Raw genomic sequence first — 12,844 nt, forward strand, 5'->3', positions numbered from 1 at the left:
ATACCTATGATAAAAAAATGGATTATGGCTGCGGTAGTAGCCTTGAGTTTGATTCCATCTTCTGCAAAAGCAGATGAAGGAATGTGGTTGCCAATGTTTTTAAACAAAAACATGGAAGAAATGCAACGTTTGGGACTTCAATTAACCCCAGAACAATTGTATGACATTAATAATTCTAGCCTTAAAGATGCTATCGTAAGCTTTGGAGGATTTTGTACAGGAGAAATTATCTCAAGTCAAGGTCTTGTTCTTACAAATCACCACTGTGGATATGATGCTATTCAAACACATTCTGTAGTAGAGGAAGGAGCACCAGAAAAAAATATTTTGGATAATGGTTTTTGGGCTCAAAATCACGGAGAAGAAAAGCCAAATGAAGGACTTTTTGTAGATTTCTTAGTAAGAATGGATGATGTCACTAAAGATATCCTATCAGGAATCAATGACAATACCAGCGAAGAAGAAAGAGCGAAGAAAATTTCTGAGAGAATCCAATCTAAACAACAAGCAAAAAGTGAAGGAGGAAAATATATCGTAAAAATCAAATCATTTTTTGATGGAAATGAATACTATATGTTTACTTACCAAAGATATAATGATGTAAGACTTGTAGGAACCCCTCCACAATCTATCGGAAAGTATGGAGGAGATACAGACAACTGGATGTGGCCAAGACAAACAGGAGATTTCTCATTGTTTCGTGTATATGCAGCACCAGATGGTTCGCCAGCACATTATTCAACGGAAAATATTCCATTAGAACCTAAACATCATCTTCCTATTTCTATGAAAGGAGTAAAGAAAGGTGATTTTTCTATGATATGGGGATATCCAGGATCTACAGATCGTTACTTAACATCTTATGGAGTAAAACAAGCTATAGAAGTTCATAATCCTACTATTGTAGATATTAGAAGAACAAAACTTGATGTGCTAGACAAGCATATGGCAGCTTCAGATAAAGTAAGAATTCAGTATTCCTCTAAATATGCCAATGTTGCCAATTACTGGAAATACTTTATTGGGCAAACAAAGGGACTGAAAAGACTAAACGTTTTTGAGAAAAAACAAGAAATCGAGAATAATTTTAGAGAATGGAGAATGGCAAAACAGCATGAAAGATCTCGCTATAATGCCATTTTGCATGATATTAAAAATGCTTACGAAAACAACGAGCCATTTGTAAAACCTAGCGTATATGCACGTGAGGCAGCACTTACAGGTTCAGACATGGTATTGTTTGCTTTAAGAATGAGTAAAACTCTAGAATATGCTCTAAAAGAAGGAAACGAAAAAGCTAAACCGATGGTGTTGGCTTCAATGGATAAGCAAATTGACGATTTCTTCAAAGATTATGACCCAGCAACAGACAAGGAATTATTTATTACCTTGATGAAAAAGTATGACAATGACATTGCAGATTCAGCTATGAAACCAGACTTTTTCCAGAAAGTAAAATGTGGAGGTTTTGAAAAATATGCTAAAAAAGCCTATAAAAAAACCATGTTTGCAGATGCTGCCAAGTTGAAAGACTTTGTAAAAGATCCAAGTTTGAAAAAACTTAAAAAAGATCCTTTCTATAAAATTCAAAATTCTGTTTTTACTGTGTACCAAAACTTGAGTGAAAAAGAAGCAAAAGCACTAGAAAAAAGTGAAAGAGCCACACGTCTTTTTGTAGACGGATTAAGAAAAATGGATGCAAAGAAGAACTATTATCCTAATGCTAATTTTACCATGAGATGTACTTATGGAACTGTTCAAGACTATTACCCACAAGATGCAGTTCACTATAACTACTTTACGACTATGGAAGGATTGATTGAGAAAATGGATAACAGCAATCCTGAGTTTGTGGTGCCACAGAAAATGGTAGATTTACACAAAGCAAAAGACTATGGACAGTATGCCGATGCTGATGGTAAACTACATATCTGTTTTACTTCCAATAACGATATAACAGGAGGAAACTCGGGGTCACCAGTAATCAACGGAAACGGAGAGCTTATCGGTTGTGCTTTTGATGGAAACTGGGAAGCCATGAGTGGAGATATCGCTTTTGAAACAAACCTTCAAAGAACGATATCAGTAGATATTCGTTATGTACTTTGGGTAATCGACAAATTCTCGGGTGCAGGACATATCGTAGATGAAATGACATTAGTAAAATAAGTCAGATTAGAATAACTTTTTGAAATACCTCTTCGGCAATTTGCTAAAGAGGTATTTTTATTTTGGTAAATTTTCAAGTTCAGATATTCAGCCGTTATTCGTTTTGATTAGTTTATTATTTGAAATATTTTAGGTTTATCAGGTGTTTAGAATTTAAGATTTGAATATTGAAGTCTATTGCATTATATTTACTAATTCTAAAATTGTACTGAATGAAAAAGTATGTGTTGTTTTTTGTGTTGTTTATCGTAGTTCTTTTTGGAGTATTCAAAATCCTTCAAAACGAAAAGATATATACTAATAGCTTTGGAAAAATTAGTGATAACTATGAAAACATAGAGGGGAATAGGAAATTAGTTCATAAGCCCTTTTCTTCTATTACGAAAAGGAATATTATTCAATGGGATGCCGTTCATTATCAAAGAATAAAAGAAAATGGATATCAATATTCGTTTGATCGCAGTGATAAAGATGATTATATTTTCGCATTTTTCCCTTTATTCCCTCTTATTTGGAAAGCTTCGGGTCTTACAGGTATTGGAGTAGTGTTTCTAAACTACTTTTTATTTGCAATATCAATTTTCCTATTAATACGTTTATTAGTGCCGGAAAAAGATCATTGGTTTTATCTAGTATTATCGGTACTGCTGCCAAGTATGATTAATTTCTTAATTCCTTATACAGAATCGACCTTTCTGCTTATGGGAACTATTGGTATAATAGGTTTGTATAGAGATAAATACTGGTTGTATTTTTTTGGTATGACAGGTGTTGCGATGGCAAGACCTTCATTTACATTTTTGGTATTGGCACTTATTTGCGTAGAGTTTTTCTTCTATATTAGTCATCTAAAGCTTAAAACCTTTTTCAAAAATACTTTTCTGAAGATTATTCCATTGTTTTTTGGAACTTTTTTAGTGATGCTTATTCAGCGTTTGTATGATAGTCCCAAGTGGTTTTCATTTGTAGAGGTACAGGCATATTGGAAAAATGAATTTAGAATTCCTGAAGAAATTAGTGATTGGTCTCACGAAGGTTTTGCTATGGATATTGTAATATTATTTGTGTTATTTGTTCCGTTTTTTGCTAGTGTAATATTCTGGTTATGGAATCAGTTTTCGAAAGGGCAAATAAAAATCCTGAACTATCATTGCAAAAAAGATTATCTATTACTCCTTTCCATAGTTTATAGCATTGGGACCGTTTTGTTTGTAATGTTGTTTAGAGGTGGAGGGCTTCAAGGTTTGTACCGATTTATACTCAATTCTCCTTTTACTTTTATTTGGTTATTTATCGGTTTTGGATATTGGAAAAAGATCCCTAAGTTCATACAGTTATCGATTTTCGGTTTTTTAGTCGGTTATTCAATATATTTATTGGATCATTTACCCTACGCTCAGGAATGGAATTATTCATATTTTGGTGGTTTTCAAATTGTTGCTATTCTTGCGTTTTGGATATTTCAAGAACGTAAAAATGAAAATTGGTACAAATTCAGCTTATTGCTTTTGCTTTTTGCAAATGTGTTATGGACAAGTTTTCTATTGAACTCCTATATTAACGACTCATGGATTTTTGCTTAAAATTTGTAGATCTACAATTCTTTAGAATATGAAAAAGTATTTTATTCTTCTTTTATCATTGTCAGGGATTTTTCCCTTAATTGCTCAAGATGTTTTAGCTATGAGATATGACAGAAGAGGTTCTTATTTGCTAGATGGTCATAGTTTTCATATAGATACCGTGTATAATGGAGAAATGCAAGTTATACGTCATCCTTATGGATTTGAAGATCCAATTTATTTATTTTCAACAACAGATTCTGTTATTTCTTTTAGAATATGGAATAGTTTTAAGCAAAGTGAGAAGCTGTCATATAAAATGAATGAGCGATCGATAATGAAGTTTTTTTCGAGTCCAGATTTTGTTTATTCTTTAGATTCTTCATGGGTGAAAGAAAGTATAGACGCCAAAGAAAATGTTCAGTTTGAATACGATGAAATAGGCTGTTTTGGTAGTACGAATTACCAACTAAATATTAGTTATAAAGAAGACCGAATCATAGGGTCGTTTTTGAAGAATAATAAATTTGTTAAGAAAAAAGCACTAAGTGAAATGGATCTTAAAAGATTGATGATTTTTGAGATGAAAATAAAAGCATATTCACCTAGGATTCTTTGGGATTCAACGAATGAATACGAATATACTATAACCACAAAGTATGGGAGTAAAAAAGTAAATGCGGCTCAATTTTTTGATAGAGAATTTCTAATAATTATGAAAAAATTAGAACTCTATTTAAAAGAAGACTAGGTATTACAAAAACGACTATCGAGTAGATATAAAAATAAAGTCTCGTGTTTTTGAATACACGAGACTTTATTGATAATTAAATACTATTATGCAAAATAACTTGAATATGATCTGAGCCAACTCGAGCTTTCAACCATTTCTCAATTTTCTCTTTTATACTAGGAATCGTTTCTACCTCCTCAATAGAAGTATTCACAACAAACGTGAGGATTTTTGTTTCAAAATCAGAATCGTTTATCATTTTACCATAAGCAATAGAGATTACTTGAGGTTCTATTACTTGTAGTTCTTTTGAGATATTACTAAAAGGTACTTCTTCGCTTTCATATTTAGCAAGTTTTTCCTTTAAGGTTTCAATCTCTTTTTCTCTGGCTTTCAGTTTCGCAAGAGTTTCTTCTTGTAGGTCCTTATATAAATCTGCTTTTACAGACTCTAACTTTCCTTTAAACTCTTTGATATCTGCTGAAATATCTTTCGATTGAATGATATTGAGTCTTAATTCAGCTTCAGAATATTCTTTTGCAAGATCTTTTTTCCACTTTTTTATAACTCCTCTAGGTACTGGATTTCCGAACAAAACAACATCTAGAACAGATTGTCCTTCTCTTTCGTAATTAAAGGTCGTACTAGCAATTCCTGCACCTTCATATTCTATTTCTTCAACTACAAACTGATTTGCCGCAGATTCCATTAAGGATTCTTGCATTACTTGATAAAAAAGGTAACTACTTGGTAGCACAATCAAAAGAGTAGAGATAGCAATATAACGCTTAAATTGCTTTTCCTTTTTTGGATCAATAAAAGTAGTGATTGGGATTCGTAAGAGTCTTACAATCAGAAAAGTGGCAAGAGCAATAAAGAAAGCATTTAAAAAATACAGATAAAATGCCCCTAGAAAGTATCTCCATTCACCAGTAGCCAAACCAAAACCTGCGGTACACAAAGGAGGCATTAAAGCGGTAGCAATGGCTACTCCAGGTATCACATTAGTTTTTTCTTTTCGGCTTACGCCAATAATCCCTGCAATACCACCAAAGAAGGCAATCAGAGCATCATAAAAATGAGGAGAGGTTCTCCCTAAGAGTTCAGAACTTCCTTCCTTAAAAGGAGTGATGGTAAAAAACACCGTAGCGGTAATAATAGAAACTAATGTGGCAATACCAAAGTTTCTTAACGATCTTTTTAAAGTTCCCCAGTCATTGATTCCTACAGAGAGTCCGATTCCCAAAATAGGCCCCATTAATGGAGAAATAAGCATGGCTCCAATAACTACTGCTGTGGAATTTAAGTTTAATCCAATAGAAGCAACAAAGATAGACGTTATTAGAATCCAAACTGTGGCACCTTTAAAATCAATATCACTTTTAATCCGCTCAATAGTGGCTACTTTATCCGCTCCAAGATTAAGATTTAATAATTCTCGAAAATATTCCACGATATTGGTAAGAAAACTGCGGTAGGATTGTTTTGCCGCTTCCGCAGATTCTTTTTGTTTTTCGTCTGATATTTTTTCTAATTTTTTTTCTTCTTCAGGAAGGTTTTCCATCTTTGTATTATTATTTTAATCTTTCATCTTTTATTAAAGACGAAGGTTTAATTCATATCGTATTTTTTAGCGATATTTTTTAGATCAGCCAGTTTTTCTTTGGAAGTAATAACGAGTTTTCCGTTCCCCTTTAAAATGGCCAAATCTTTTACATCTACTAAAAGAACATCTTCTTGATGATCTAAAAATACAAAATTATTTTCGGCTTTTTCGCTCTGGAATCTTTTGGTGTTAATTACCGTATTGTTTCCGTCTTTTGATGCTACATGTGCTTCAATCGCTCGAAAAGTTCCTAAATCATCCCAATTCATATCAACAGGAATGACTTTCACATTATCACATTTTTCCAAAATGGCATAATCCACAGAAATATTTTCAAATTTTGGATAAGCTTCTGCTAAATAGTCTTTTTCGGCATCAGTATTAAGCTTGTCCATATTCTCTTGAAAAGATTGAGCTATTTCTGGTAAATAAGCTTCCACCAAAGAAACAAAATAGGAGGCTTTCCAAAGGAAAATTCCCGCATTCCAAAGATAATTTCCAGATTCTAGAAATTCTTGTGCTTTTTGCTCATTAGGTTTTTCTGTAAATTTTATTACATCAGCAATCCCAAAGGTTTCCGAGCTATAATTGATATAGCCATATCCCGTATTTGGATGATCTGGTTGAATCCCCAAAGTAACTAAATCCTCGTTGTTTTGAAGATGATTTACTGCAAGATTTACCGCATTTTCAAACGCCTTTTCATTCAGTATAAGCTGGTCAGAAGGGCAAATGAGCAAAATAGCATTTGGATCTTTTTTGAAAATCTTATAAGATGCCAAGGCCAAAGCAGGTGCAGTATTTCGCATAGTGGGTTCCTCAAAAATGGTCTTTTTATTGTTGAGGTTTAAGCTTGAGATAATTTGCGAAGTATAATTTTCGTTTGTCAGAAAACAGATCTGATCCGCTTCCACAAATTTATCGAGTCTGTTGTAGGTTTTTTGAATCAAAGATTCCTTGTCACCTAAAACATCTACAAATTGTTTTGGGCAATTTTTGGTGCTTATTGGCCACAGACGAGATCCTACTCCTCCTGCCAAGATTAAACCGTACAAATTGTTTTTTAGCATATATTTTTCTCCGTATTATTTTTTTCTACTTCAGTTGCTGTTCCAGGGCACCCACAATCACTTACTTTGCATGATGCCATTAGAAGAATCATTAGTGTGAATATCGAAAAAAACCTTACGATTGATTTTTTGTTCATAACTTTGAAATTTAGCAAACAAATATAACAAAAACAACCATAGGAATACGAAAGTTAGCTTTATGAAATTGTTAGGGGAAATAGGAAGATATAGTATCTTGATCAGAAGGGCTTTTGCACCAGCCGAGAAAAAACGTGTGTATTATCAGCAGATTATTTATGAAATGTATGAGCTTGGAATTCGTTCCTTACCATTTGTTTTGTTTATTTCTTTGTTTGTGGGTGCTGTACTAGCGCTTCAAACTGCATCGAATATCGATAATCCTTTGATACCAAAGTATTTGGTAGGTTTCGCAACAAGAGAATCGATGATTTTGGAGTTTTCACCTACGATAATTAGTTTATTACTTGCAGGGAAAATAGGCTCCAATATTGCTTCGGGAATAGGAACTATGAGAATAAGCGAGCAGATAGATGCACTAGAAATTATGGGGATCAACTCTGCGGGATATCTTATTTTTCCTAAAATAATTGCATTGGTTGTGATTAATCCTTTTATTATCATCCTCAGTATTACCTTTGGGATGGTAGGAGGCTGGTTGGCAGTAATTACCACAGGAATTGTTCCTGAAGCTGCATTTTTAGAAGGGATTACATTTCAGTTCGAAGAGGTGAAAGTGTATTATTCATTCATAAAAACAGTGTTCTTTGCTTTCTTAATTGCTACAATTCCTGCCTATTATGGATACTATACTTCTGGTGGTGCTTTAGGAATAGGAAAATCGAGTACTAAAGCAGTAGTCAATACCAGTATCGTCATTATTTTGTTTAATTTGATTATCACTAATATTTTCTTGGGATAAACTATGATAGAAGTAAAAAACTTAAAAAAAGCCTTTGACGATAAAGAAGTCCTCAAAGGAATTTCCACCGTTTTTCATCCTGGAAAATGTAATCTTATTATTGGTCAGTCTGGTGCTGGAAAAACTGTTTTCTTGAAAACCATGTTGGGGATTTTTGAACCTACATCTGGGCAAATTCTTTTTGATAATAGAGATTTTGTAGAGCTCAATCAAATAGAAAAAAAAGAAATCCGAAAAGAAATAGGAATGGTTTTTCAGGGTGGAGCTTTGTTTGATTCTATGAATGTAGAAGATAATATTATGTTTCCATTAAAGATGTTTTCCAAAAAATCGCCAAAAGAACAGATAGATCGAGTGAACTTTTGCCTGCAGCGTGTGAATCTCGAAGGTGTGAATAAAAAAATGCCTTCTGAAATTTCGGGAGGAATGCAGAAAAGAGTTGCTATCGCCCGAGCCATTGCCTTAAATCCAAAATACCTTTTTTGTGATGAACCGAATTCTGGATTAGACCCTAAAACAGCTATCTTGATAGATGACCTTTTGATGGAAATTACCCAAGAGTATAATATGACCACCATTGTAAACACACACGATATGAACTCGGTGATGCAAATTGGAGATCAAATTGTCTTTATTAATCAAGGGAAAAAATCTTGGGAAGGCTCAAAAGATAACCTCATAAAGGATATGAACGAGGACTTAGAAGACTTTGTGTTTTCTTCTGATCTTTTCAAAAAAATAAGAGACGTAAGCCGATAGTTATACCTATCAGTAAATTTAACACCGTAAATGGTATTACATGATTTTAGACAAAGCAAATGACCCAATGGGTTTAGCAATTTTGGAATACGCTCAAAGTGATGTGCCTACGCAAGTACGGGTGTTGTCACCAGAATTTGATGAAGACGAAATTCCGCTAACTTATCTTTTTAGAACGTATGCAGATTTTCCTCCCAATGAAAAAAATGCGTTAAATATCGCCAAAGGAAAAATATTGGATATAGGGGCGGGAGCAGGAATTCATTCAAGATTTCTGAAAAATCAAGGGAAAGAAATTCGTGCAATTGACATTTCACCTTACTCCGTAGAATATTTATTATCTCAGAATATTTCCGCAGAACTTGTTTCTATTTTTGATTACCAACCTCAGGAATCATTTGATACCATTCTTTTGTTGATGAATGGTTTAGGAATTGCAGAAAAGAGAGAGAAACTCCCTGAGTTTTTGCAAAAACTCAAGAGCTTGTTATCTCAAAATGGGCAGATATTGATAGAATCATGTTCTTTATCTTATCTTTTTGATAATCCCGAAGAAGCTCAAAGTCATTCAGGAGAAATCCTTTACCAGATGAAATACAAAAACATAGAAGGATTGTATTTCTATTGGTTATATCTTTCGTTTGAAGATTTGGAAAAAGAAGTTGTGAAAGAAAATTTGAAGATCGAGAAAATATTCCAACAAAAAAATGGGCAATACTTAGCAAAGATCACCCATTAATGATTTTTAAGATTATGTAATACTGTAACTGTAAAACACTTCTTATCTGTTTAAGAACAGGAAATGGTTTGACACAATTATAATTGAATCCTTTGTTTTGAAGTTTCCTTTTCGATTACTATTCGCCAGAATGCCACAGCGAGTACAAAAGTGGGTATTGCCATTATTTTTTCCACCCAAGTGCGAGCCAATAGATTTCCCATTATATTAAAAGAGAAATAAATAGCAAATAAAAGAACGAACCACCAAAGAACCCTCTTCCATTGCTCTTTTTTTGTGTTTATATAATATTGAAATATAGAGAACATCGCTCCACTAAAGAACAATGCAAAAAACTCTAGTTTGATAAAAGTACTTTTATCAGCAATATAACCACCCCAAAGAAAATCAAAAGGATTTTGGTTTAAAAATAGGAGTGCAACTAAGCTGAGGGAATGAAGCGTAATTAACACCAAGAGCATCATTTTTATAACACAAACAGCTGTGGGATATGAAAGAAAATTTTTAATCATTTTTTTACTTTTTTTTGTTGATGCAAACATAGGTAGTTGCGCTTTTTTAGTCGATCGAATTTATAATTTAGTACTTCTTTAAAGCGATTTTGATTTGAATCTCAAATGTTTTTTGATTTTAAAGAGTTAATTAGGTCAATTTTTATGATTTGGATACAAAAAATCTCATCTTTCTCATTATTTTTGTGAAGCTATGAGAGAAAACATTTCAATTGCGGTTTTACCTTTTGTGAATTTCAGTAAAGATCCTGAAAATGAGTATTTCAGTGACGGAATTACCGAGGAGATTATCAATGCGCTTACCTATATAGAAGGGATGAAAGTAATTGCACGAACTTCTTCTTTTAATTATAAAGGTAAAAATATCGATATCCGTAAAATAGGACAGGAATTGCAAGTAGGAACCATCCTTGAAGGAAGTGTAAGGAAAGCCAATAATCGTGTGAGAATTACGGCTCAGTTAATAGATGTCTCAGATGGAACACATTATTGGTCGAAAAATTTTGATAGAGAACTTCTCGATGTTTTTCAGCTTCAAGATGAGGTGAGTTTACTGATTGCAGAGGAGGTGAGGAATAATTTTGGATATTTTGAGATCCAAAACAATTTGGTAACCGAGCCCACAAAAAGTATCGATGCCTATGATTTTTTCCTAAAAGGAAGATTTGAACAACTGAAATGGTCGCCAGAATCACTCAAAAAAGCTATTGAATATTATGATCGTGCCATTTCGCTAGATGATCAATACGCAAAAGCTTATTATGCAAATCTCCAATGTTATGGTTTGCTGGCAATGTGGGGATATATTCCTGTTCAAGAAGGATTGGAAAAAGCAGGTGAAAATTTTCTAAAAGGTCAAGCACTTGATGTTACGCTTCCAGAATATCCTTTGTCTATCGTAGGGAGGTTTTTTTGGGGAGAATGGAACTATGAGTTGGCTCATCAATATATCTTGAAAGTATTGGAAGTGAATCCTAATCATATTGATGGGCTTGAGGCAATGGCAGAACTGTATCTTTTACATGGTTATTTTGAGGAGACAGAAAGCTATACTAAGCGTCTTTTGGAGCTTGATCCTATTTCAAAAAATAACTTATATACACATGCCCATACCTTTTATAATCAAAAAAAATACTCAAAATCTATTCATTTTCTGAATGAAGCATTAGTTCTAGATCCTCATTTTCCCATTGCACATCATTTGAGGGTTCTTTGTCTTATTTTGATGAATGACTTTGATACTTTAAAGAAATCTTATCAAGAATCACCAGAGTGGGATTTATATCAACAACTTTATCAATGCATTCATATTGAAAGTATTGAGTTGTCTCAAGATGAATTATCAGAATGGATGCAAGCAGATGAAAATATTTCTGAAATAACACCATTTCATTTATACATTCTTGCCAATAGTGATTATCATCAAGAAGCTTTTGTTTTACTAAAAAAATATATTGAGAAAAGGAGAGGACAGGTAATCAATTATCGAGTAAACCCAATGTTCGAAAAATTGAAAAAAATCAAGGATTTCGAGAGTCTTCACAGCTCTTCTTTACAAAAAGAAAGCGTGAAGGTGTTTAGAAAGGAAGATAAGTATACTAAAAAGATTATTGATACCCATGAAGAAGGTCGATTAGAGCAAGCTTTGGTTTCATTTTTTGAAAAAGAAGAACCTTATCTAAATGCAGATTTAAACTTGACAACGGTTGCAGAAACATTAGAAACAACCACCAATAAGTTATCCTATTTAATTAATGAAGTTTTGGGGGTGAATTTCAATGAATTTATAAACGGTTACCGACATGAATATTTTAAGAAGATAGCCATTTTACCAGAAAATTCTCATATTACCTTATTGGGTTTAGCTTTTGAAAGCGGTTATAATTCCAAAAGTGTTTTTAATACTTTTTTTAAGAAAAAAGAAAATATGTCACCTAGCCAATGGGTGAAGTCTCATAAATAGAGTAAAATATGGCTTGGCGATAATGCCTATAAAGAAAAACGATTCCCCGAAAAATCAAAGAAGTTCGAAAATATAATTCAGAACGATTCACTCTTTTGATATTTTCATCTTTGCCTCGTATCATTATTAAACACGAAAAAAAAGATGAAAAAAGTATTAATAGGTTTATTGTTTTCTTTGTTCATAATTAAATCTCAAGCTCAAGAAACTGCCGTAAAAGTAGCTACAAGAAAAGGAATGCTTGTGGAATTTTCTTTGGGATATGGAAATATCCGATTTTTTGATAGTAAGAAAACTACAGGCTTTGACAAATCTCAAGGTTCATTCACTTTTCCAGACTTAAAATTGGGTTATTTTCTAAACGAAAATACGGCATTAACACTCTCAAAATTAGGAGTTATTTACGATGAAAATGGAAGAGATCGGCACTTTGGAGCGCTTTTGCCAGGAGTTCAATATTGGTTAATGGATTCTTGGTGGATTCATGCGGGAATAGGAATGTCAATAGATGGTTCAGCCTTGTATGATATCAAAAAGGGTGATGAGTGGCATTACGGATGTGCCGTATCTTTAAGTACTGGGCGTGAATTTTTCAAAACAAAGAATTTTGCTTTAAGTATGCAGTCTAGAATTTTATTAGGAAGAGCTTTTTTGCCCAATGAAGCGCATCTAGATGCCATAACTTTCGGTTTTGGCTTTGGATTTAGTTGGTTTTAATTGTGAAACTTAAAAAAAAGCCTCCATTTTTGTTGAAAAAATGGAGGCTTCAATTTTTTTATCAAACATTATTT

At 33.1% G+C, this 12,844-nt stretch carries 11 protein-coding genes; 8 read left to right on the forward strand and 3 right to left on the reverse strand.

All coding sequences use genetic code 11. From position 1 onward, the window contains the following. Positions 1–24: 24 nt before the first annotated feature. From N4A45_12650 to N4A45_12660, 3 genes are all read left to right on the forward strand, one after another. The gene (locus N4A45_12650; GenBank protein MCT4666070.1) at positions 25–2,169 is read left to right on the forward strand and encodes a S46 family peptidase; all 2,145 of its coding nucleotides are present in this window, start codon (positions 25–27) and stop codon (positions 2,167–2,169) included. Between the two features lie 212 nt (positions 2,170–2,381). After that, positions 2,382–3,752, forward strand: a complete 1,371-nt coding sequence (locus N4A45_12655; protein MCT4666071.1) for a hypothetical protein — start codon at positions 2,382–2,384, stop codon at positions 3,750–3,752. Positions 3,753–3,780: 28 nt separating this feature from the next. Then, a complete protein-coding gene (locus N4A45_12660; protein MCT4666072.1) occupies positions 3,781–4,482 on the forward strand; it encodes a hypothetical protein in 702 nt (233 codons plus the stop codon). Between the two features lie 76 nt (positions 4,483–4,558). On the opposite strand, the gene N4A45_12665 is transcribed toward N4A45_12660, so the two are convergent. Together N4A45_12665 and N4A45_12670 are read right to left on the reverse strand one after the other, a co-directional pair. Further along, complete coding sequence (locus tag N4A45_12665) at positions 4,559–6,028, reverse strand: DUF389 domain-containing protein (protein MCT4666073.1); 1,470 nt, start codon at positions 6,026–6,028, stop codon at positions 4,559–4,561. Positions 6,029–6,075: 47 nt separating this feature from the next. Continuing rightward, positions 6,076–7,140, reverse strand: a complete 1,065-nt coding sequence (locus N4A45_12670) for a mannose-1-phosphate guanylyltransferase (GenBank protein MCT4666074.1) — start codon at positions 7,138–7,140, stop codon at positions 6,076–6,078. Positions 7,141–7,339: 199 nt separating this feature from the next. Here N4A45_12670 and N4A45_12675 point away from each other — a divergent pair, with 199 nt between their 5' ends. Genes N4A45_12675 through N4A45_12685 form a run of 3 tightly spaced genes read left to right on the forward strand, consistent with a single transcriptional unit; the run spans position 7,340 to position 9,578 of the window. Next, positions 7,340–8,080, forward strand: a complete 741-nt coding sequence (locus N4A45_12675; protein ID MCT4666075.1) for an ABC transporter permease — start codon at positions 7,340–7,342, stop codon at positions 8,078–8,080. A gap of 3 nt (positions 8,081–8,083) precedes the next feature. Then, positions 8,084–8,839 carry an ATP-binding cassette domain-containing protein gene (locus tag N4A45_12680; protein MCT4666076.1) on the forward strand — a complete coding sequence of 252 codons (756 nt, stop codon included), beginning with the start codon at positions 8,084–8,086 and terminating at the stop codon, positions 8,837–8,839. Between the two features lie 40 nt (positions 8,840–8,879). Then, positions 8,880–9,578: a class I SAM-dependent methyltransferase gene (locus N4A45_12685; GenBank protein ID MCT4666077.1), complete on the forward strand. Its 699-nt coding sequence runs from the start codon at positions 8,880–8,882 to the stop codon at positions 9,576–9,578. 77 nt (positions 9,579–9,655) lie between these two features. Here the strand turns inward: N4A45_12685 and N4A45_12690 are convergent, their stop codons facing one another. After that, entirely contained in the window at positions 9,656–10,090 is a 435-nt protein-coding gene (locus N4A45_12690) for a hypothetical protein (protein MCT4666078.1), read from the reverse strand. A gap of 193 nt (positions 10,091–10,283) precedes the next feature. On the opposite strand from N4A45_12690, the gene N4A45_12695 reads away from it, so the two are divergent. Beyond that, positions 10,284–12,053 (forward strand): helix-turn-helix domain-containing protein, encoded by a 1,770-nt coding sequence (locus tag N4A45_12695; GenBank protein ID MCT4666079.1) that lies wholly within the window; start codon positions 10,284–10,286, stop codon positions 12,051–12,053. A gap of 144 nt (positions 12,054–12,197) precedes the next feature. Beyond that, entirely contained in the window at positions 12,198–12,770 is a 573-nt protein-coding gene (locus N4A45_12700; GenBank protein ID MCT4666080.1) for a hypothetical protein, read from the forward strand. Positions 12,771–12,844: the final 74 nt, after the last annotated feature.

The organism is Flavobacteriales bacterium, from assembly GCA_025210805.1.
GTDB lineage: Bacteria > Bacteroidota > Bacteroidia > Flavobacteriales > CAJXXR01 > JAOAQX01.

What these genes read in the sequence shown, in the direction of transcription:
- N4A45_12690 (MCT4666078.1), bottom strand. Translation starts at nt 10,090, where the DNA reads ATGATTAAAAATTTTCTTTCATATCCCACAGCTGTTTGTGTTATAAAA.
- N4A45_12670 (MCT4666074.1), bottom strand. Translation starts at nt 7,140, where the DNA reads ATGCTAAAAAACAATTTGTACGGTTTAATCTTGGCAGGAGGAGTAGGA.
- N4A45_12700 (MCT4666080.1), top strand. Translation starts at nt 12,198, where the DNA reads ATGAAAAAAGTATTAATAGGTTTATTGTTTTCTTTGTTCATAATTAAA.
- N4A45_12655 (MCT4666071.1), top strand. Translation starts at nt 2,382, where the DNA reads ATGAAAAAGTATGTGTTGTTTTTTGTGTTGTTTATCGTAGTTCTTTTT.
- N4A45_12665 (MCT4666073.1), bottom strand. Translation starts at nt 6,028, where the DNA reads ATGGAAAACCTTCCTGAAGAAGAAAAAAAATTAGAAAAAATATCAGAC.
- N4A45_12695 (MCT4666079.1), top strand. Translation starts at nt 10,284, where the DNA reads ATGAGAGAAAACATTTCAATTGCGGTTTTACCTTTTGTGAATTTCAGT.
- N4A45_12660 (MCT4666072.1), top strand. Translation starts at nt 3,781, where the DNA reads ATGAAAAAGTATTTTATTCTTCTTTTATCATTGTCAGGGATTTTTCCC.
- N4A45_12650 (MCT4666070.1), top strand. Translation starts at nt 25, where the DNA reads ATGGCTGCGGTAGTAGCCTTGAGTTTGATTCCATCTTCTGCAAAAGCA.
- N4A45_12675 (MCT4666075.1), top strand. Translation starts at nt 7,340, where the DNA reads ATGAAATTGTTAGGGGAAATAGGAAGATATAGTATCTTGATCAGAAGG.
- N4A45_12680 (MCT4666076.1), top strand. Translation starts at nt 8,084, where the DNA reads ATGATAGAAGTAAAAAACTTAAAAAAAGCCTTTGACGATAAAGAAGTC.
- N4A45_12685 (MCT4666077.1), top strand. Translation starts at nt 8,880, where the DNA reads ATGATTTTAGACAAAGCAAATGACCCAATGGGTTTAGCAATTTTGGAA.